Annotated in this window: 11 protein-coding genes, 22 tRNA genes and 1 other RNA gene; all 34 read left to right on the top strand. The window is 69.2% G+C overall.

Annotated features, from left to right (window positions below):
• Positions 1-3: 3 nt before the first annotated feature.
• Positions 4-2,745: a CRISPR-associated helicase Cas3' gene (gene cas3 / locus AC3RX1_RS06995; protein ID WP_491500487.1), complete on the top strand. Its 2,742-nt coding sequence runs from the start codon at positions 4-6 to the stop codon at positions 2,743-2,745.
• Between the two features lie 59 nt (positions 2,746-2,804).
• Positions 2,805-3,164, top strand: a complete 360-nt coding sequence (locus AC3RX1_RS06990; protein WP_491500486.1) for a hypothetical protein — start codon at positions 2,805-2,807, stop codon at positions 3,162-3,164.
• Positions 3,161-5,095, top strand: a complete 1,935-nt coding sequence (locus tag AC3RX1_RS06985) for a type I-E CRISPR-associated protein Cse1/CasA (RefSeq protein WP_491500485.1) — start codon at positions 3,161-3,163, stop codon at positions 5,093-5,095. The genes AC3RX1_RS06990 and AC3RX1_RS06985 overlap by 4 nt, the downstream gene beginning before the upstream one ends.
• Positions 5,092-6,150 carry a type I-E CRISPR-associated protein Cas7/Cse4/CasC gene (locus tag AC3RX1_RS06980; protein ID WP_491500484.1) on the top strand — a complete coding sequence of 353 codons (1,059 nt, stop codon included), beginning with the start codon at positions 5,092-5,094 and terminating at the stop codon, positions 6,148-6,150. The genes AC3RX1_RS06985 and AC3RX1_RS06980 overlap by 4 nt, the downstream gene beginning before the upstream one ends.
• A complete protein-coding gene (gene cas5e / locus AC3RX1_RS06975) occupies positions 6,147-6,869 on the top strand; it encodes a type I-E CRISPR-associated protein Cas5/CasD (RefSeq protein WP_491500483.1) in 723 nt (240 codons plus the stop codon). The genes AC3RX1_RS06980 and cas5e overlap by 4 nt, the downstream gene beginning before the upstream one ends.
• Complete coding sequence (locus tag AC3RX1_RS06970; protein WP_491500482.1) at positions 6,851-7,405, top strand: type I-E CRISPR-associated protein Cas6/Cse3/CasE; 555 nt, start codon at positions 6,851-6,853, stop codon at positions 7,403-7,405. Before cas5e ends, AC3RX1_RS06970 begins: the two co-directional genes overlap by 19 nt.
• 177 nt (positions 7,406-7,582) lie before the next feature.
• Positions 7,583-8,797 (top strand): metallophosphoesterase family protein, encoded by a 1,215-nt coding sequence (locus AC3RX1_RS06965; RefSeq protein WP_491500481.1) that lies wholly within the window; start codon positions 7,583-7,585, stop codon positions 8,795-8,797.
• Positions 8,798-8,947: 150 nt separating this feature from the next.
• On the top strand, positions 8,948-11,359 hold the full coding sequence (locus AC3RX1_RS06960) for an SbcC/MukB-like Walker B domain-containing protein (RefSeq protein ID WP_491500480.1): 2,412 nt from the start codon (positions 8,948-8,950) through the stop codon (positions 11,357-11,359).
• Positions 11,360-11,401: 42 nt separating this feature from the next.
• Complete coding sequence (locus AC3RX1_RS06955; protein ID WP_491500479.1) at positions 11,402-11,848, top strand: hypothetical protein; 447 nt, start codon at positions 11,402-11,404, stop codon at positions 11,846-11,848.
• Between the two features lie 134 nt (positions 11,849-11,982).
• Positions 11,983-14,802 (top strand): DNA methyltransferase, encoded by a 2,820-nt coding sequence (locus AC3RX1_RS06950; protein ID WP_491500478.1) that lies wholly within the window; start codon positions 11,983-11,985, stop codon positions 14,800-14,802.
• A gap of 463 nt (positions 14,803-15,265) precedes the next feature.
• Positions 15,266-15,338, top strand: a tRNA-Trp gene (locus AC3RX1_RS06945).
• Between the two features lie 181 nt (positions 15,339-15,519).
• Positions 15,520-15,602, top strand: a tRNA-Tyr gene (locus tag AC3RX1_RS06940).
• Between the two features lie 102 nt (positions 15,603-15,704).
• A tRNA-Pro gene (locus AC3RX1_RS06935) sits at positions 15,705-15,779 on the top strand.
• 77 nt (positions 15,780-15,856) lie between these two features.
• A tRNA-Lys gene (locus tag AC3RX1_RS06930) sits at positions 15,857-15,929 on the top strand.
• Between the two features lie 129 nt (positions 15,930-16,058).
• A tRNA-Asp gene (locus AC3RX1_RS06925) sits at positions 16,059-16,132 on the top strand.
• Between the two features lie 112 nt (positions 16,133-16,244).
• Positions 16,245-16,318: transfer RNA gene (locus AC3RX1_RS06920), tRNA-Gly, on the top strand.
• A gap of 130 nt (positions 16,319-16,448) precedes the next feature.
• Positions 16,449-16,540, top strand: a tRNA-Ser gene (locus tag AC3RX1_RS06915).
• A 195-nt stretch (positions 16,541-16,735) separates the two neighbouring features.
• Positions 16,736-16,808, top strand: a tRNA-Leu gene (locus AC3RX1_RS06910).
• 4 nt (positions 16,809-16,812) lie between these two features.
• Positions 16,813-16,884, top strand: a tRNA-Arg gene (locus tag AC3RX1_RS06905).
• A gap of 184 nt (positions 16,885-17,068) precedes the next feature.
• A tRNA-Asn gene (locus tag AC3RX1_RS06900) sits at positions 17,069-17,140 on the top strand.
• A 219-nt stretch (positions 17,141-17,359) separates the two neighbouring features.
• Positions 17,360-18,346 (top strand): hypothetical protein, encoded by a 987-nt coding sequence (locus AC3RX1_RS06895; protein ID WP_491500477.1) that lies wholly within the window; start codon positions 17,360-17,362, stop codon positions 18,344-18,346.
• A gap of 98 nt (positions 18,347-18,444) precedes the next feature.
• Positions 18,445-18,517, top strand: a tRNA-Thr gene (locus tag AC3RX1_RS06890).
• 32 nt (positions 18,518-18,549) lie between these two features.
• Positions 18,550-18,913, top strand: a transfer-messenger RNA (tmRNA) gene (ssrA, locus tag AC3RX1_RS06885).
• Positions 18,914-19,215: 302 nt separating this feature from the next.
• A tRNA-Ala gene (locus AC3RX1_RS06880) sits at positions 19,216-19,286 on the top strand.
• 73 nt (positions 19,287-19,359) lie between these two features.
• A tRNA-Thr gene (locus AC3RX1_RS06875) sits at positions 19,360-19,435 on the top strand.
• A 167-nt stretch (positions 19,436-19,602) separates the two neighbouring features.
• Positions 19,603-19,690 (top strand) — tRNA-Ser (locus AC3RX1_RS06870).
• Between the two features lie 78 nt (positions 19,691-19,768).
• Positions 19,769-19,853, top strand: a tRNA-Ser gene (locus AC3RX1_RS06865).
• 53 nt (positions 19,854-19,906) lie between these two features.
• Positions 19,907-19,990 (top strand) — tRNA-Ser (locus tag AC3RX1_RS06860).
• Positions 19,991-20,030: 40 nt separating this feature from the next.
• Positions 20,031-20,114, top strand: a tRNA-Leu gene (locus AC3RX1_RS06855).
• Positions 20,115-20,134: 20 nt separating this feature from the next.
• Positions 20,135-20,205 (top strand) — tRNA-Glu (locus AC3RX1_RS06850).
• A 2-nt stretch (positions 20,206-20,207) separates the two neighbouring features.
• A tRNA-Met gene (locus AC3RX1_RS06845) sits at positions 20,208-20,286 on the top strand.
• Positions 20,287-20,310: 24 nt separating this feature from the next.
• Positions 20,311-20,384 (top strand) — tRNA-Pro (locus AC3RX1_RS06840).
• A 156-nt stretch (positions 20,385-20,540) separates the two neighbouring features.
• Positions 20,541-20,624, top strand: a tRNA-Leu gene (locus tag AC3RX1_RS06835).
• 125 nt (positions 20,625-20,749) lie between these two features.
• A tRNA-Met gene (locus tag AC3RX1_RS06830) sits at positions 20,750-20,822 on the top strand.
• The last annotated feature ends 1 nt before the right edge of the window (position 20,823 follow it).

The following is a 20,823-nucleotide window of genomic DNA, read 5'->3' as shown; positions in this document are numbered from 1 at the left end:
ATCGTGACCCTTCCCTTCGCGTTCTGGGGCAAGACGTTCCGCGCCGAGGCCGGGACGAGCCACCTCTACGACCTGCGTGAGCACCTCCTGGACACTGCGGGTGCCGCTCTCGCGGTGTGGGACCTCTGGCTGCGCCCGGGGCTCAAGGACCTCCTGACGGAAGCCCTTTCACCTGGCGACCCGGATCGCGCCCGCAGGCTCGTGGCAGTTGTCGCGGGCCTCCACGACATCGGCAAAGCGAACCCGCTCTTCCAGACCCAGCAGCGCGCCCGCCGTGGCCCGTCGCCCCTGCACACCCAGCATGCCGCCGACCTCCAGGCATCCGGGCTCAGCACGGTCATCGGATGTGACGTCGAACTGGCGCCGGACGCAGCCTCCCGCCACGAGCAGGTCAGCCAATGGATCCTCGGGGCGATGCCGGATGCGGCAAGCGAGAAGGTGGGCGACCGGTGGGCGGGAGCCGCGGCCGGCGGGCACCACGGCAGGTTCGCGCCGGGGATCAGCGCCGACTGCCAGAACGTCAGGTCTGCGATCGCCGCGGCCGCCGGCGACGATGCCTGGGACACCGAGCGCGAGCTGATCATCGCAACGGTCTGCGGCGCCCTGGGCCTCGAGCCATCGGACCTGCGGTTCGAGCTGCACGCCCACCAGGGAGCTGCGATCGTCCTGGTGACAGGCCTTGTCATCCTCGCCGACTGGCTCGCATCAGATGACCCATGCGGCTCGTCTGATGCTCGGAGTCGTCGGGCGCCTGGAGGCGCGCGACTCGCCGGCTCGAACGACCCGTTGAGCACCGCGAAGGGGTGCGCGCAGTATGTGCGGCGCGCCGAGCGCGCGTACCGGCGGTCGATGCCGCGCACGGTCGGCGTGTACCGGGCGCCGGCGAAGCCGCGGCTTGCGGTGATGGGATCCACGAGAATCGAGCCGTACCCGTTGCAGCGGGACGCCGAGACGACTGGGCGCGGGCTCTGGATCGTCGCCGAAACGACGGGATCCGGCAAGACCGAGGCGGCGATGCTCCGGCATATGACCGAGTCGGAGAACGTCATCTGGGGCCTGCCGACCCGGGCGACCGCCGACCGGATGTGGGAGCGCGTCCGCCGCATGTACCGCACCGGGCGGAACGTCGGCGCCCTGCTGCACGCGCATCGGTCACTCGACGGCTGGTACCTCTCTCGCGGCGAGACGGGGAACGGTCTGCAGTACTCTCCGTGGGCGACCGAGGTGCTCGGGAACATCAAGCCGCTGCTGTCCCCGGTCGCGGTCGGCACCGTCGACCAGGTGCTGCTCGGTGCCCTGCGGCAGAAGTGGACGCCGGTGCGGCTCCTTGCGATCGCGAACGCGCATGTGATTCTCGATGAGGCGCACCTGCTCGACGAGTACCAGACGCAGCTGACTGAGGACCTTCTCGCATGGTGGGGGATGACCGGCACCCGGGTCACGATGCTCAGCGCGTCCCTCCCGCAGGTGCTCGTCGAACGATTCGCCTCCGCCTACACCGGCCGGCAGACACCGGTCGAAGGCGCCTACCCGGCGCACACTCTGGTGACGGGCGACCAGGTCACCGTGACCTCGATCGTCTCCGCGCGCAGCTACGAGCTCGACACGACGCTCACCGCCGTCGACATGCGGCACGGGCAGACGCCCGAGCAGACCCTCGCCGCCGCAATCGCCCGGCGCGTGCTCACCGCGCGCCGGAAGCACCCGACGGCGCGGATCGCGGTCATCGTGAACCGTGTCGCCACCTGCCAGCTGGTCGCCGAGGAGCTGCTGCACGCAGGTCTCGTAGACGTCACCGCCATGCACTCGCGGATGGCCGCCGGGCACCGCACCCTCGTCTCCGACGACATCGAACACGTCGCCGGGAAGACCTCTCGCGCGGAGGGGTCCATCGTGATCGGGACGCAGGTGATCGAGGCGAGCCTCGACCTCGACTTCGACCTGATGATCTCCGAGCTCGCCCCGGCCGCCGCCCTCATCCAGCGTGCGGGCCGCATGTGGCGCTCATCCCGAGTGGACGCCGGCGCGTGGAACGGACACTGGCACCCACGGCCCGGGCAGAAGCCGGTCCTCGACATCATGTACTTGCACGACGAGGACGGGGTGAGCGAATCGCTTGCGCTGCCGTACTCGCTAGGCTCCTTGCAGCGCACGCTCGGTGCCCTTCCCGCGGGGCGGGCACTGCGCATTCCCGAGGACGTTCAGGAGTTCGTGGACGCCGCGCACTTCGACCTCGCCCTCGAGACGCTGACGGTCACCGACATGTCGGAGCAGGCCAAGGCCGTCACCCGCGCGGTCGCCGCCTCCGAGGTCACGATCCACGCACGCGACGCCAAGGGGCCCTTCCACGGCCGACTCACCTTCTCGAAACTCGCACGGCTCACCGAGCCCGAGCCGCTGAGCGAGACGGCCACCCGGTTCGCCGACTACGCGCAGGTCCCGATCATCCTCGTCGACGCGTTCACGAGCGGCCGGTGGTCATGGCGGGGGACCATGGACGACGCGCAGGTGCTGCGTGCCCTCGCCACCCGCCTCCCGCGCGAGGTCGCAGGGCTCCTGTCAATGACACTGCGCGTGGCGGCAGACAAGGTGCACGCATCCGGGCCGTTGGTCCCGTTGATCGATGTGGACGAGCGGTTCAACCCGGACGTCTCCCCGTTCCGGGCGTCGGAGCTGCGCGGTGTCGTGCCCGTGCGGATGGGGACCGGCTGCGCGTACGACGAGCGCCTAGGCCTCAGGTACTGAGGCAGTAGCCACGGGCGGGGACGGGCAGACCATGCCACGCGATCGGCGCATAGACGGTCATGGATTTGCTCTCGTTCTGGTTCGGCGTCGCATCCGTTCCCGTCGCCTTCGTGGTGATCTCCGCAACTGCGCTCCTCGTCTCCCGCGCGCTTGACCGCAACCTCGGGATCGGGCCGTGCCTGGTCTGCGACCAGGGATTCACCTGCGAGATCGGGGACTTCACGCGTCTCGGCATCTGGCTGCGCAGCCGGAGACACAACTGGATCGTGCGCAGCCGCCGCTGGCACCGAGATGCGTGGGCCGCCTGCCGGTGGAATCCCTATCGACTTCCCGGTGTCGCAGACGACGGAAGCTCGGCCGCAGCTCGCCGGCCGAAACCGAGTGCGCTGCGCCGGGCGTGGTGGTTCCTCGTCGGATGACGTACGACCTGACCGTGCTCCCGTGGATCCCGGTCCGCAATGGCCATGGCACAGTGCGGGAAGTCGGTCTGCGCGATCTCCTCGTGCATGCGCACGAGATCGGTGACCTGGGAGCCGAGCACATCGAGCGTGCAGCGCTCCTCCGGTTCCTGCCGACGTTCACTGCGCTGATCGCCCGCCGGTACCCGAGAGGCGCCGATTGGGACGAGGTGGCCGAGGAGGGGCTCGACCCGCGCCTCATCGACCTCGAGCTGACTGCCCTCGGTAGCCGGCTCTGGCTCGTCGCCGGCAGCGAACCCGCAGCCCCGTTCTGCCAAGATCCGTCCATTCTGATTCCCGATGATGCGAAGCGGCTCGCCCCGGCCGACTGGCTGAACCTCACCATCCCCGGCGGGTCCAGCAAGGCATGGTTCACGCTGCCCGGAGGTCAGGACCACGCGCTGAGCGCCGCGCAGGCTGCGCGTGCACTCCTCGCCTCCTGGTTCTTCTCCCCGGGGGTCGGCGGGAGAGCCGAAGGCCGCTACGCGGACGCCCCGGATGAGGGGTGGAGACCGCGCGGCACCGTCCGCTACGCAAACGCGGGCCTGCGCTCCTACTGGCACGGGCCGAGCCTGCTGCACACGATCCTCGCGAACATCGACGAGGGGTGGCTGCGCGGCTCAGAGCTCCCCGCCTACCTCGACCCGGCCGCATCCCCGTTCGACGGACCGCTGACCGCCGCAACATGGTCCGGCTCCGCCTATCGGCTGACAGAGCCCGCGGCCGAAGGCAGGTTTTCGCACGTCGCTGTCGCCGGGCGTCGAATCACCGGGGCTCAACCCGGTGAGTCTCGGAAGGCGGCGATCGACACCATCGAGACCGACCTGTGGCGCAGCGATCCGACCGTCGTCCGCCTCCCCGTCCGCCGCGCCGGAGAGGAGACGAACGAGGTGCGCCCGGCCCGCGGCCTGCCTCCGGGCGCGTCTCCGATGCACCTGGTCGCCGACCTGTTCACCCGCACCCTCAGCCACGCCGGAGCCCGCGGACAGCAGCCGGGACTGGTGGAGGTGGGGGAATCAGAGATCCTCTCCATCCGCCTGGAGGGGACACCGGCCGCACCAGAGATCAGCGACATCCGGTTCCTCAGCGCACCCCCCGGCCTCCTGAGCGCCGGCGCACGCTCCCGGCTGACCGCGATCGGCGGGCACGTCGGGAAGATCCGCTCTGCGCTGACTGCCGCAGGCGTGCAGGCCACCGGCGGATTCACCGCGGGGGAGCGCGCGTTCCGCGCCTGGTGTCACCGGGCGGGCCCCGTGCTCGAGGAGTATCTAGCAGATGATCGTCCGGACGTGCCGGGGACGGCGCTCCTGCTGCGCAGGGCCGCGCTCGACGCCTTCGACGAGTTCACGGCGGGCATGGGTGGCCCATCGACCGCGGAGTCGGGTGTGCTCGCGGCCCGTGCGCGGCTGACCGTCACGCTCGCCCTCGGGCATGAGCGGCAGGGGGAGAGGTGGACGGAGGTCGCCGCCTGGGCAGTGGCCGCGCGCGCCGACCCAGTGATCCGCCGCGCCGCGATCCGGGCGCTGACGATCGGAGACGCGGAAGAGCTCACCGCCATCCCGGCGGTGGCCGAACACCTGGCGGCCGTGCACCTCGACGAGTGCGAGGGGCTGACGATGGCCATCGCGGTCACGGTCGCCTCCTCATCCCCGCACCGCGACCGGCCGCTGCACAAGCAGCTCGCGGCGCTGGAGTCGAAGCACATCAGCCGGATGCTCGGTGCGGTTGTCGGCGGGCAGCCCGCGACAGCCGCTCGTGCGTACCTTGCCCTGGCGCAGCGACTGTCGGCCGTGAACTTCGCGGACCTCACCGCCTGCCTCGCCGGGTTCTCCGACGGTCAGGAACACGCCCGGCTCCTGCACCGGGTGCAGATGGCGCATAGTCGCGCATGACCGTCCTGACCTTCCACACGCTCACCGTGCTGCCCCCGCACAACCGCAACCGCGACGAGACCGGGGCGCCCAAGCAGGTGTTCGAGGGCGGTGTGCGCCGCTCCCGGCTTTCGTCCCAGTCGCTGAAGCGCGCCGCACGTGTCGGGTTCGAACGCGCCGCCGAGCACTCATCGGTGCGATCACGGGCGCTCGTCGAGGACATCCTGACCCGCGCCGAGCAGCTCGCGCCGAAGCCGTGGACCTCGAAGGCCCGGGCGACCACCCGCGCGGCAATCGCCACCAGGCTTGCCCGCCTGTCCACTGTCGCGCAGGACGAGGAGTCGCACACCGCGCCGAAGGACACGGTCGTGTGGCTGAGCTCAGATGAGATCGAGGCGTGCGCCCGGGCGTACAGCGGCAGCACCACGGACACGGAGTTCATCACGCAGCGCACCGACTCGCTGGCGATCGCCGCGTTCGGCCGCATGTTCACCGCCGCCCCGCACCTGAACACCTTCGGGGCTGTCAGCGTGAGCCACGCCGTCACCACCCATGCGGCGACTATCGACCTGGACTTCTTCACTGCGGTCGACGACGCCTCGCCGGGGACGGGCGCCGCGCACATCGGCTACAGCGCCCTGACCTCCGGCGTCTACTACCGGACTGTCACCATCGACCCGCCGCAGCTGCACAGGAACATGAACCGCGAGCCGGACCACGGGGAGATCACCTCGTTCCTCCGGCATCTGATCCTCGACCTCCCGGACGGCGCGCTGCACAGCAGCGGCAATGCGCCGCTGCCGTACCTGATCGTCGCCGAACGCCAGGCGCACCGCATCGCCTACGATTTCCACTCGCCGGTCACCCCGGACGAGGCAGGCGGATACGCCGACACGAGCGCCCGGGCGCTCCTCGAGCAGATGGCCGCCGCGCGCGACTTCGACGCGGACCTGTTCGAGGGGACGTACGTCACCGGCACCCGCGCACGCGAGTTCCCGGCGCCAGGGACCGCAGAGCACGGCTCGTTCACCGGTCTCATCGACTGGGCGGCCGCCTGCCTGCAGGTCGCGTCGTGACAGTCTCCCTCGTCCTCCGGTTCGCGGGGCCCGCCCAGTCGTGGGGAGGGCAGGCGACCAGCCGCTGGCGGCCAACGGAGCCGCTTCCCACACGCACCGGGATCGAGGGGCTGCTGCGCGCCGCTCTCGGGCTCCGTCGCGGCGCCGAGCGCCACGAGCTCGCAGACCTCGACATCCTGGTGCGCGCCGACCGCCCGGGACGGATCGAGGAGGACTACCACACCGTCTCCCCACCGCCTGCTGACGTCGTGCGCAGCCGCGAACGCCGGATCATCACCCACGACCGGGCACGCAAGCCCCGCGCCGACTACGTCGTCAGCCGCGCCAACGGCAAGGCGTGGGAGGTCGGCGGGCGGGTGCACACCATGGTCAGCCGCCGCACGTACATCGCGGACGCCGAGTTCATCGTCACTCTCGGCCACCCGGACGACGGTGTGCTCGCAGAGCTCGCCAGCGCGGTCCGCCGCCCCGCTTTCCCTGTGTTCCTCGGTCGCGCTGCGCACCCGGCGACCTTCCCCTTCCACCTCGGGCTCCACGACGGACCCGCCGAGGAGGTCGCGCTGCACATACCGACGTGCAGTGTTGGCCCGCTGCCGGTCTACCGACTCGGGGCGGGGATCGAGAGGACCGCTACCGCGACGCCTGCGGTCTGCGGCTCCCGCGCGCAGTGGCTGCGGGCCGTCGCGGCGCATAGGCGCCCATGCACCACACCCTGCTGACCGGGCGGGCTCTCGCCGGCGTCGACACGAGCGACGCCGACGCCGTGCACCGGCTGACGATGAGCCTGTTCCCCAAAGACCTGCCGGCCCCTGCCCGTGCGAGCGCCGGCATTCTGTGGACCGGGACCGGGGAGGGGATCCTCGTGCAGAGCACTATCGAGCCCTCGCAACTGCCGGCTGATGCGACCCGCCGCCCGGCCCCACCGCTCCCATCGACCGGTGCTGTCGTCCGATTCCAGCTGACTGCGGACACCGTAGTCCGCAGGACGATGCCCGACGGCTCAACCCGTCACCGTCCGACGGCCCGCGCCACCGACTGGCTCACAGAGCGCACGGCCGGCGCGTTCCTCACCCCGGTGCTCACAGGCGTCGGCCGCCGCCCATACCGCCGCCGCGGGCACCTGCTCACCCTCACCCACCTCGAGGGATTCGCCGTCGTCGAGAACCGAGACCGGCTCGGTGCCCTGCTCGCGCGCGGGGTCGGTCGCTCCAAGTCGTTCGGAGCGGGCCTCCTGCGCGTCTGGGCGTGTGCCTGACGGCCCACGCGCGCTCGTGGCCCGCTGCACGGTGACCTGGCGTCGTCCGCGAGAGACTGGACCAAGATCCCTGGTGCCGGGAGGGATCTGCGGCTTGGCGCCGTGAGGGCAACCCCGCGGGCAACCCGAGGAAGCCCGTGTGCGGCGGCACCGCCGCACACCGCGCATAGACCACGCATGGTCACGTTCATGCACACCGGCGACGAGCACATTGACTCCGACGTGCACGGCACGATCAACCCGGCCACCGGCCGCAACACCGCCTGGGAGTCGAACTACCGCACCGTCAGGCACCTCGCCGAGCAGGCGGTAGGACGGGGTGTCGACGCCTTCATCTCTGCGGGCGACGAGTTCAAGAACGGCCGCCCGTCGCAGGAGGCGCTGCTCATGCTCGCTGACGCGTACACGCCGCTGGCTGAGGCGGGGATCCCCGTGCTGTTGCTGGACGGCAACCACAACCGCATCGGCGTGAGCGCCGGCCACCGCAGCGCCATCTGGGCACTGGCGGAGATCCTCCGGGCCCGGGGAGGCGAGGCGGTAGCCTCCGCGACCCCGGAACTGGTGACCGTAGGCCCGATCCAGGTCGCTACCCTCCCGTGGCTGAACCGCAACGCGATCCTCGACACGGCCGACCTGTCGGCAGCCGACGCTGACCAGAAGGTCGCGGAGTACGCGATCGCCGAGCTGGGCCGTCTCGCAGAGCAGGCGGACAGTGGCATGCCGCTCGTCATGGCCGGGCACGTCACGGTCGCGTCGCGCCCGGTGACGCGCGGCTCGTCGCCTGCCGAGGCGAACGACTCACCCCGTACGACAGGGGGCACGCGCCGGGGGAGCGAGCGGGAGCTCACCCACCTGTTCTCCGAGCCGATCCTCGACGTGACACAGCTCGAATCGCTCCCGTTCGCGTACGGGGCGCTCGGGCACATCCACACCCCCCAGGCCGTGGGCGCCGGTGTGTACCAGTACGCCGGCAGTCCGAACCGACTGACCTTCACCGACGAGCCGGACGCGAAGGGCGCGAACCTCGTCACGCTGAACGGCCGGATGACGTTCCAGCGTACGGCGACGCCCGCGCGCGTGCTGCGGACGATCGACCTCGCCGACAGCCCGTCGCTCGGCGACCTCGATCTTGAGGGGGCGCTCGTCCGCGTCGTCCTGCCGCCCGGCGAGGTCGAACTCGATCGCACCGTTCGCTTGCGCATCACGAAGGCCGGCGCCCAGATCGTCGGGACGAAGGCGCGACCGGCCGCCCAGGCGCCGCGCGCGAACCGCGTCGCCCTGCGCAAGAGCGTGGACGCCGACACAGCACTGCGCACCTGGGCAAAGACGCATTCGACCATCGACGCCGACACCCTGGTCACCGCCGCCGCCCGTCTGGATGGGGCCGCATGAGCCTCCGGCTCGTCGCCCGCTACGCGAACCACTCACCAGAAGGGGAGACGCTGTGAGGATCACCGCCATCGAGATCGAGGGATTCTGGGCTCCCTGCGGTCGCGGCTCGTCGCCCGCTACGCGAACGACTCACCAGACGGGGGAGACGCTGTGAGGATCACCGCTATCGAGATCGAGGGATTCTGGGGGTACCGCGAACGCGCTCGCGTCGAGATCGCCGGCATCCCGCTGCTCGTCGCCGTCGGCCACAACGGCTCGGGAAAGTCCGCTCTCATGGTCTCGGCGGTCCTCGCCGCGCTCTACGGGAAGTTCCCGACCCGCACCGTGGAGGAGTCCATCACCACGGGAGCCGATGCGGGAACGGTGACCGTCGAGTTCCAGGTGAACGGGGCCGGCTACCGGGTCTCCCGCTCGCACCGCCGGTCGGGTGCTGCGGTCGCGTCCGTCCACCGGGACGTGGACGGGGACTGGGATGCGCTCACCGAGAAGGGCGTCCGCGAGGCGACCGCGAAGGTCGTCGAGCTGCTCGGCATGTCCTACGAGACGGCCGTGATGACCTGGGTCGCTGAGCAGGGCAAGTACGGACAGTTCGCGAACGCGCTCCCGTCGAACCGGTTCAAGCTCCTCTCCGACGTGTTCGACCTCGGCAAGTACGGCCCCATGCACCGGGCCGCCCTCGAACGACTCCGGTGCGCGAAGGAGGACGTCGCGAAGGCCGAGGGCCGGGTCACCGAGCTCAACGACAGTCTCGTCGCCGACGACGCATCCCCGGTCTCCGGCCACGGCGCACTGACGGACACAGAGCTCGCTGACGCCTCCGAGCACGCTCGCCACGCGCTGGACCATGCGGCCGCTGCGCTGTACGCCCACGAGCAGGCAGACCCTGCGCTGGAGGTGCAGCGCGCCACCGACGCACTGGCCGCCGTCCGCGACCCGCGCCTGGCGCGACTCGCAGCGGCAGAGCGAGAGCTTGCCGCCGCGCGGTCAGACCGAGCTGGGGCACCTGTCCGCCGCGACCAGGCGGTTGATTCCGCCGAGGCCCGGTACACGAACGCGGTCAACGCGCTGGAGGCCCGCACGACGACCGCGATCGCCGCGATCGACCGGCGGCTCGCCGAGGCCGAGCAGTCCCTGAGCCAGATCGCCGCGACCCGCGGATCCCTGCCCGATCTGCGCCGGCGTGCGGAAGAAGCCTCCACCGCTGTGGACCAGGCAGCGGCCGCGGTCAACACCGCGCGCGAGGCGCTGTCCAGCGCACGCAGCGAGGCACGCGACGCCGAGGGCGTGCAGCGGCACGCCGACGAAGCGCTGGCCGAGGCCACCGAAGCACTCGGAACCATCGCCCACGCAGGCAACTGCTACGCCTGCGGACAGCACCTGACCGAGGCCCTCGCGACAAGCCTCCGCGACACGCAGAAGCGGGTGATCGCTGAGCGTCGGGCCGCCGTCGAATCCGCTCGCCAGGACACCGGCCGCCTGCTCGCCCTCGCCGACCAGGCGGCAGAGCGGCTCCGTGAGGCGGAGGTTGCAGTCAGCCAGCCCACCCGCGAACTCTCCGTCGCAGTGGGCGCCGTGACCGAAGCGGAGAACGCGATCGCCGGAGCCACCCACCTGGAGCAGGCGGTCGACTCCGACCGGGCCCGCCGCAACGAGCTGACCGCGGAGCGGAACGCGGAGGTCGCGCGACTGTCCACCGAGCGCGACGATGCGATCTCCACGGCCGAGGAGGCGCTGGTCGCAGAACTTTCCACCGTGCAGCAGCGCGGTGAGGCCGCAGCGGCCGAGGTGAACGCCGCCCGCAAGCCTGGCGAAGCGGAGCAGAGGCTGGAGGCGGCGCTTCTCACTGCACAGTCCAAGGCCGACGCCGCAAACGACCACGCGGTCACCGCAGCGCGCCTGCGCGCAGAGCGCGACGCCGCGAGCGCCGAGGTCGCATCCCTCGACGCCGAGCAGGGGCGGCGCGCCGAGGTCGCGCGCCGCCAGGCCGAGCAGGCCGCACGCATCGAGGACGCGAAGAAGGCGCTCGCGAGCGCACAGCGCGACGTCACCGTCCACGCGGAACTGGCAACGGCGTACTCACCCGCCGGAATCCCGTCGATGATTCTCGAATCGGTGATCGACGACCTGAACGCAGCGATCAACCTGACCCTGGCGGACCTCTCCGCCGGCGAGCTGCAGGTGCGCCTGTCCACCAGCCGGGAAACCACCAGCGGGCAGCAGGAATCGAAGGTCACTGTCTACGTCGACACGCCCACGGGGACCCGCGCGTACGAGGCTCTGAGCGGTGGGCAGCGGTTCCGCGTCGACCTTGCGATCCGCATGGGCCTTGCGTCGATCGTCGCATCCGGCACCGGCACGCCCATCGAGACGTTCATCCTCGACGAGGGCTGGGGATCTCTCGACGAGGACGGCATCCGCTCCACCCTTGAGGTACTCAACCGGCTGTCGGAGCGGGTGAACGTGCTCACGGTCAGCCACATCGACTCTGTGCGCGACGCGTTCCCCGCCCGGATCGAGGTCTCGACCGACGAGGGGACGGCGCAGGCTACGGTCGTCCGCTGAAGGCCGCGCATACCCACGGTGACCGACACCGGAAGGCATGACATGACCGACACCAAACGCATCTTCAGCCGCAACCCGGCCCACATCCGGGAGGACCTCGACGCGTCCCTCAGGTTCGCGCTCGGTCCGAATGCGCAGCCCGAGCAGCTCCGCATCGCGCGTAGCGCCGTCGCGTCCATCGTGGTGTGGGAGGACCTGCAGCCGGCCCTCCGGCGAGTGCTGTGCGAGCTGGGCTCGCGGGTGTTCGGCGCGATGGCACTGTTCCACTTCTCCGCGCGAACGTCCCTCATGGGCCACGTCGAAGTGATGACGAACCGTCGTTTCCTCCGGGACCACGGGCTCGAGGTCCGAGATCTCGGCTGGCCGCTGAGCGTGCTCCACCCCGAGTTCGCCGAGCATGCTGCGCCCGAGGACACCGAACGGGACGCCCGGCTGGTGGCAGCGGTCGCCGCCTGGGAGGTCGCGACCGCCGAGCCCGTAGCGGTCTGATCCGGAGCCCCGGTCCCAGCGGGCAGTCCGCCTCTCCACGACGCGCGAGCTCCCCACCGATGGGGCGACCGTCGTCCTCTGATCGGCTGCCGGCCGCACCAGACTATGTCGCTTGGTCGCGATACGGTACGGATGTGCCCAAACCCCTGTCGCTGAACGAGATCCGCACACGCGCCGCCCGCTTCGCGCTCGACTGGGCGAACAGCCCCGGCGACGAGAAGCAGGAGGCCCAGGGCTTCGTTCGCGACCTGCTTGCCGTGTACGGCATTCGGGAGACCCGCGCGGCGCTGTACGAGCAGCGCGCGAGGCGCACGAGCACCGGCAGACAGGGCTACATCGATGCGCTGGTCCCCGGCGTCGTCGTCATCGAGATGAAGTCGGCGGGCAAGGATCTGGGGTCAGCAGAGTCACAGGCTCTGGACTATCTGGACAGCCTCACCGAGAACGAGATGCCGCGGTATGTGCTGACCTGCGACTTCCGGCGGTTCCGGCTGCTCGACCTCCATGAGGACCGAGATGTGCCGCCGGTCGAGTTTCCTCTCGCTCAGCTGCGGGAGAACGCCGAGCGGCTGGCCTTTCTCGCGGGGTACGGCGAGCGGCAGTTCGGTTCCAAGGAGCAGGCCGAGGCTTCCATCACCGCAGCCCGGCTCATGGCGAGCCTGTACGAGGGTCTCGGCGGTAGTGGGTACGACGACCATGAGGCAAGCGTGTTCCTCGTGCGCACCCTCTTCGCGCTCTACGCCGACGACGCCGGAATGTGGGACAAGGACCTGTTCCTCGAGTTCCTCGAGACCCGCACCTCCACGGACGGTTCGGACCTCGGCGCGCAGCTGACGCACCTCTACCAGGTGATGGGCCGGAGCCCGGAGAGACGGCAGGCGAATCTCGATGAGCTCATCGCCCGGTTCCCGTACGTGAACGGGGGAGTGTTCGAGGACACGCTGTCCATCCCGTCCCTTGATGCGACGATGCGCGCCCGGCTGATCGAGGCAGCGCTGTTCAACTGGGCCCGTATCTCCCCGGCCATCTTCGGGTCGCTGTTCCAAGCGGTGAAGTCGAAGGAGGCCCGCCGAGAGCTCGGGGAGCACTACACCACCGAGGAGAACATCATGAAGGCCCTCGGCCCGATGTTCCTCGACGAGCTGCGCGAGCGATTCGACGCTGCCTACGGCGACACCAAGAAGCTGACCAAGCTGCGCGAGGACATGGGCCGGATGCGGTTCCTCGACCCTGCGTGCGGATGCGGGAACTTCCTTGTCGTCGCCTACCGGCAGATGCGCGCCCTGGACCTCGAGGTGCTCGTGCGGATCCAGGAACTGTCGGGGCAGGCGAAGGGGTACGCCGGCGGGCTCATGCACTTCGTCGAGGAGGACCTGCCGGTCAGGCTCACAAGTTTCCACGGCATCGAGCTCGAGGAGTGGCCCGCACAGATCGCCGCGACCGCACTGCACCTAGTCGAGCACCAGGCGAACCAGGCGATGGAGGCAGCCATCGGCGCAGCCCCGGACTCCCTGCCGCTCGACCGAATCCACACGATCCACGTCGGCAACGCGCTCACTGTCGACTGGGCCGAGGTCGTCGAGCCCACCGACGACCTGTGCATCGTGGGCAACCCGCCCTTCCTCGGTCACGCCACCCGCACCCCTGAGCAAGCCGACGAGCTGCGTGCCGTGTGGAAGCGCAATGACATCGGCCGGCTCGACTACGTCACCGGCTGGTACGCCAAGGCCCTCGACCTGTTCCGCAGCCCCGGCTATGCCGGCCAGTTCGCGTTCGTCTCGACCAACTCCATCACCCAGGGAGAGCCGGTCCCCGCCCTGTTCGGTTCCGTGTTCGCCGGCGGATGGCGCATCAAGTTCGCCCACCGCACGTTCGCCTGGACGAGCGAGGCTCCCGGCGCCGCGGCTGTTCACTGCACGATCGTGGGCTTCGACAAGCCTGCGGCCCGCAATCCCCGCGCGGCGGCGCTGTTCGACTACACCGCCAACGGTCTGCGAGGAGCGCCCGAGCGCGTGCCGGTCACGATCGGCATCAACGGCTACCTTGCCGACGGACCGAACATTCTCGTCGAGCAGCGCAGGACGCCGCTGTCCCCGCTGATTCCACCGGCGTCGATGGGCAGCATGCCCCGCGACGGCGGACACCTCATCATCGAGCCCGACGAGTACGACGACGTCATGGCGGATCCGGTAGCCGCCAAGTACGTTCGCCGGTTCGTCATGGGGAAGGAGCTCATCCGGAACCTCCCGCGCTGGTGCCTGTGGCTGGTGGATCTGGACCCCTCCGACGTGTCAAGGTCGCCCGTCCTCCGGGAGCGCCTGTCCGCCGTGAAGGCGTTCCGCGAGACGAGCAGCGCGGCGTCCACGCGGCAGATGGCCGAGACGCCGCACCTGTTCGGGCAGCGGTCACAGCCGGTCGTGCCGTACGTGGGCATCCCCAAGGTGTTCTCGGAGTCCCGGCGGTGGGCGACATGCGAACTCCTCGGCGCGGATGTGATCGCGGGGGACAAGGTCTACAAGTGCGAGGACGAGGATGGGTTCGCGTTCGCGATCATCTCGTCGTCGGCGTTCATCACGTGGCAGAAGACTGTCGGCGGGAGACTGAAGTCCGATCCGAGCTTCTCGAACACGGTCGTCTGGAATACCTTCCCGCTGCCCCGCGTGAACGGCGCGGCGCGCGATCGGATCATCCTCGGTGGCCGCGCGGTACTCGAAGCGCGAGCCCTCTACCCCGATCGGAGCCTCGCCGCACAGTACAACCCACTCGCAATGGCACCGGAGCTGCTGAAGGCCCATCGCGAGCTGGACAGGGCCGTGGACGCCGCATTCGGCCTACGGGGCGCCGTGGATGAGGTCAGCCGACAGCGCGCGCTGTTCACCTCGTACGAGAGGATGACGGCCGGGCTGCTCCCTGCGGCCACAGCGAGCCTGCGCAAGATGCGCTCCACTGCCTGAGCATCGGCTATTGCGCCGCAGTGGGATCCTGCCGTAGTCTGATCGGCTCGCCTTCTTGCGAATCCGGCCAAGGACCGCGCATAGGAGGTGCGCAGGCGCCCCGGCGGGGCGCCCGCCGGGGACCCTTCGCAGGGTATTCGGCAGAGCGGGATCGTCGAGTGTCGGTGGCCGCGTATATCTTGAAATTAGAGGCCCGCAACGGGTGGGCCCCGGAGGAAGGACTGGCCGTGAGGTCGTTGAGAACAGCTGAAGGGACGCTGATGCGCGGTGCGCTCAGTGCGCTCGATGCTGCCATCGCGACGTCCAAGCACCAGTGGTTCCCCGGAACCGAGAACTCGGTGTACCCGGGCGAGGTGGGTCTCATGTAGCGGGAGAAGTCCCGCGACACGCGAGAAGCCCACCGAAGCCTTGGAGCACCGGTGGGCTTCTCGCATTTTCGGCCACGACAACTGAACAACGACATATGGGTGTAGCTCAACTGGAAGAGCGCTGGTCTCCAAAACCAGAGGTTGCGGGTTCGATCCCTGCCGCCCGTGCGAACGCCCCTCGCACCGCGCAGATGCGCAGGCGGGGAACGCGTACGAGAGCCCTCGGCTCACTTTGATAAGACCACAGCGGAAGATGACCACCTCGCCCGACCGAGCAATCGGCGGGGCGGGGTGATGAGGCGTGGGGCGCCATCCCCACGTCGATGCCTGCGCGCCTCGCGCAGGTCACGGTGGAGTATGCAAGCGGCCAAAGCGAGCTGACTGTAAATCAGCGGCCTTCGGGCTCCGCGAGTTCGAATCTCGCCTCCACTACTTGGCGTCCGGGGTTCGAGGCCCCGGCACTCGGGAAACGGTCGCGCACCGGAGGGAAGGAACGCCCTCTTGACCCGAGCGGGATGGACCACGCACGCGCTTCGGGATGTAGCTCAGCTTGGCGAGAGCAAGCCGTTTGGGGCGGCGAGGTCGCAGGTTCAAATCCTGTCATCCCGACGAGGGGGAGGTGCGGGTTCGAGTCCCGCTCGCGTCTTGACGGCCGCGGTGGGGCAATGGCAGCCCGCCCCCATTCTGGGTCTCAAGCTCAACTGGCCGAGCACCGGATTCTTGCTCCGGGGGTTGGGGGTTCGACTCCCCTGGGACCCACATTCTGTGCGCACCGCGCATAGAGAGACCGCGGGCGACACTGCCTGCACAGGAGGCAGCGCCGTTCGACTCGAGCTGCAGGACCGTGAACAGCTGCGCGGTCCACCCGCCGGTGCGGGTGCTTCCCCTGACCCCGTAGCTCAGATGGTGAGAGCACCTGGTTGTCAGCCAGGAGGCCGCCGGTTCAAGTCCGGTCGGGGCCGCAAGCTGCACGCAGCGGGCGACTGGTTGCCAGAGGTAGCCGCCCAGCGCAGCGAGGAGAGAGCTTCAGCCGCGACGACCTCTGGCGAGAACGCGGACGTCGCCTCTCCGAACGGGATACATGCCGATATGGTGCGGCACCTGTCTTCCAAACAGGAACAGAGCGGGTTCGAGTCCCGCGTATCCCTCGAATCTCGTGTGTCCCCGTGCCACGCAGGGGAAGCGGGGGTTAGCTCCAGCGCCCTCGCCATCATCGAGATCCCACCGGCTGCGCAGTGCTCGCGAGGAACGGCGCTGCTGGTGATCAGTCGTGGCTCTGGTGAGACCAGCCGAGGGATGGCGACGGCACCCGTCTGGAACGCGGGCTGCGCGCGAGAGCGCGCGTGTGGGTTCGATCCCCGCTCTCACCGCGAGCCCCTTCAGGGCATTCGGGAGCGCCGCTGTCCGTCCTGCACCCCGTCTGAGTTGGACGGTCTGAGCGGTTAGCAGCAGGAGTCCGCCAGGTGAACCCGAGCAAAGCTCCCGCACCCGCCACACGCGGGCTGGGGTCGTTGCGCACGTCGCGCGCCCGGCCCGCGGTGTGTGCGCCGCTGCCGGCGACGCGAGCCCGCCTAGCCCAACGGCAGAGGCGCCGGCTTCAAGAGCCGGTCAGTCCGAGTTCGAATCTCGGGGCGGGCACTGTGCCCTGGTAGCTCAGCGGAAGAGCAGCCGTCTCCTACACGGCGTGCCGCGGGTTCGAATCCCGCTCAGGGCTCTTCGCCGGCGCCCGCCACAGCCTGCACGACGAGTGCCTAGGCGCTCCGCGCATCGACGCGTCTGACTGAAGACGACACGTCGAGCGCTCCGCGCATCGACGCGTCTGGTGACGCGGGGATCCTGATGAGATTCTGCAGCGAGGTTCGATCCCTCGGGTGCGCACTGCGGCTGGCAGCCGCTATTCCTCCGTAGCCAAGCGGTAAGGCAGCCGACTGTTGATCGGAAGAGCGTTGGTTCGAATCCAGCCGGGGGAGCAATCGCGAGCGAGCGGACAGCGCGCGACGAGCAGCGCGCGACGAGCAGCGAGGAGGGCGAGCCCACGCATAACGGTTACGACCGGGCGCACCGGCCCGATAGTCCCAGTCGACGCCCCGAAACGAGAGAAGCCCTTGGCGACCAACCTGACGCTCCAGCCTCCGCAGCGACTCCCCGCCCGTGACCGCGGGCGCCTGTGGCGGATCATCTTCAACGTCGTGAGCGTGGTCATCGCGCTGGCGGCCATCAACGAAGCATTCGGGATCACCGGCTTCTTGGACAACGCCGGCGCGTCGAACGACGACGCCAAGGACGGGCTCCAGTCCAGCGTGCTCGACATGCTCTTCGACCCCATCGGCACAGCCAAGATGGTCATGCTCGTCGCGGCGGCCATCATCGTTCACTTCATCTCGAAGGCGGTCCGCCACGACAAGAGCAAGTTCACGCGCGGCTGGATGGTGACGACCATCGTGGCTTTCGTGCTGTCCCTGTTTCGGGTGTCAGCCGTCATCTCGGTGATGTTCGCCGGCACCGGCGGCTTCGCGGCTCAGGCCCACAACGGGTCCGACGTCCGCACACCGGCGGCCAAGGAGTACCAGATCTCCCCGGCGAAGATGGTCACGTACCTCGGCACGAACGGGACACGCGTGACCGCTGTCCTGACGAACAAGAGTCGTGAGCACTGGGAGTCAGCGACCATCCGTGTCGCGCTGAACGATGCTGTGGGAGCCAGGTGCTACACGGGCGAGGTGAAAGCGTCGTTCATCGCGCCGGGGACGAAACAGGCTGTGACCACCGGCTTCATCACGAACCTGAAGTATCGGACACCGTCCTGTGTCCCGGACACCGCGACGGCCGAGCTGAGCGAAATCGACGTGGACAGCCACTCCAACATCGACGCAATCGCCTACCTCGGCAACGCGGCGCCGGCATTCAGCAGCCTCGCACCGAAGCTGGTTGAGAAGCGGGGTAGCGTCCCGAGGATCTCCGTCACCGGGGTCGTCAAGCCGGAGAGCATGGACTACCTCGAGGATGGACAGGTACCCGGCGGGTTCGAGATCGCGGACGCCAAGGGCCGACGGTTCGAGGGCTGCTTCAAGAGCGGCGACGTCGCCGACGACGGCAGCTTCGCGTCGAGCGGGAAGATCGCCCTCGACGTCCTGCCCGGACAGTTCGTCAAGGTCATTCCTGTACCTGACTGCTGACACCGTTCGAACCCCTCCAATCTGGCCGACGGACCGCGCATAGAGAGGGTGCGGCACGAGCCGCCCGATCACGCGCAACTCCACACTGAACGAAACACGCCGCGATAGCTCAGCAGGTAGAGCGCGTTCTTGGTAAGAACGAGGCCCCGGGTTCAACCCCCGGTCGTGGCTCGACGGCGGCGCCTCCGGGCGCTGCCGATCACGGGGATGATCGGTTTCGACATGCTCCGATTGCTTCATGGTGAAGCGTGCCGAGGCTCGCACGGCGGTCTCGTAAATCCCACCGCGCACCAACAACTGCCAACCAGCAGAAGTCCGCTTTCGCCCTCGCGGCGTGAGCCACCGTCCCGCGCTTCCTGACCGGAGGGCACGGGGACACGGTGTCACGATCCGGTCACACGAGAGTGCAGCCCGCGGGGAGCTCTCGCAAGATCCCCGCGGGTAGACCAGCCTGATACGCCGCCCGGCGCGGGACGCAGGGGTCGAGAAAGGAACAGCCGGGATACGCACGTAGAAGAACATGACGCCGGCGCATGCACGCGGGTTCGATTCCCGCCATCTCCACGAGCACACGGCCGACCGAAACTCGGCGTCGACGCGCGCCGGTCGCATTCGAACCTGATGGTCAGGGGAGGTGGGATCGCCTACGGGGTGACGTCCGGGTCATCCACGGTGGTCTTTGGACATCTTGCCGTCTGCGGCGCCCGTCGAAAGACGGGCGCCATCGCAGGACGGTGGCAGGTTCGATTCCTGTCGAATGCACGCGAACCGCCACACGCGAAGCCTCTCGGGGTGTCTCAATCGGCGGCGGATAGCCACGACACGGCGAGCGGTACGGGCGGCATGCGCATGCTGGCCGTATCGCGAAGGGGGACATCGTCTAACGGTAGGGCGCCTGTTTTGCAAGCAGGATATCGGGGTTCGATTCCCCGTGTCTCCACGCGCGCCAGCGGCGCGTATGCGGCACGTCGAGCAGCAGGGACGGATCCATCCCGCTCGAAACGGCCGCGCCAGCCGGAATAGCTCATCAGGTAGAGCGTCCGCCTTGTAAGCGGAGGGCGGCGGGTTCGAGTCCTGCTTCCGGCACCAGCGTCGGGTATGCCGTCGCGACGCTCCTGGGGCCGGCGCCCAGGTGACCTTTACACGGTCGCTGCGCGGGGATCGACACCTCGTGGGAGCACGACCGCCGCCGCCACAGGGGCGTGCGGCTATCGAGGCTTCGGCCGCTGAGCCTGCGTACGCGAATCGGCGGTCATGGAGAGGTGCCCGAGCGGCCTAAGGGAGCGGCTTGCTAAGCCGTCGTGCGGTGCAAACCGCCCGCGAGTTCGAATCTCGCCCTCTCCGCAACGGCTTCGGCCGTTCTTGGTGGGCCAGCCTGCGAGCCTGTCGCGCAAGCGACCTGCGAGTACTGGTCCTACCCCCGGTAGGACCAGCCGATTGGCGGCGGCACCCGATTCGAAATCGGACTGCGTGAAAGCGCGTGCGGGTTCGACCCCCGCTCCTACCGCGAGCTGGTCATGGGAGCGACCGGCGAGAGCTGAGCACAGGGAAGCCGCACTTGGAGGGCTGGCAGAGTGGCAATGCGACCGCCTTGAAAGCGGATGCCCGGGTGACCGGACGGGGGTTCGATCCCCTCGCCCTCCGCAACGCTGAACGGCCGAGCAGTGCAATCCGCGGCCACTCTGCCCAGATGGTGGAACTGGAAGACACACTGCGTTCAGGGCGCAGCGCGCAGACGCGCATGCGGGTTCGACCCCCGCTCTGGGCACATCCACAATGCATTCCCTTGGCCTCATCGTCTAGTGGTAGGACACCGCCCCCTCACGGCGGTGACGCCGGTTCGAATCCGGCTGGGGCTACTCGCGGGGTAGGGGAGCTTGGTCGTCCCCGCCGGTTTCATACGCCGGAGATCGCAGGTTCAAATCCTGCTCCCGCAACCACGTCGGCCCATCAGGGCCGAACGACCGGCTGTAGCTCAGCACGGAAGAGCGCCGCGTTCGGGACGCGGAGGTCGCGGGTTCGGTTCCCGCCAGCCAGACGAGGCCTGTCCGGAGGGATCTTGCGCACTCCTTCGGGCTCTGACGCCACCACGGTTCACAGCTGCCGGGGTTCCGAAAGCGCGTCGAGATGGCGGGGTAGGCACCCGCAGAATGCTGAGGGGTGACAGTGGTTCGCAAGCCCGCTGTCGTCCCGAACCCCCTTGCTGGAATCGGCAGACGGGCTGGCTTGAGGAGCCAGTGCCCTTCGGGGCGTCCGGGTTCGAACCCCGGAGGGGGTACGTGTCTGGCGTAGGCACCCACATAAGAATGCTCGCCGCATCGCGGGAAGGCACAGGGATCCACTCGAGAGGGTGCGTGCATCAGGATCCCGCCGTCACAAAGCCCGAGCATCGCCAGACCGCCTCGCGGAGTAGCTCAGATGGTAGAGCGCGGCACTCATAATGCCGCGGCCACAGGTTCGAGTCCTGTCTCCGCGAC

Source organism: Microbacterium altimontanum, assembly GCF_058349865.2.
The sequence above is the reverse complement of the archived record's forward strand: the minus strand, read 5'-3'. Positions and strand labels throughout refer to the sequence as shown.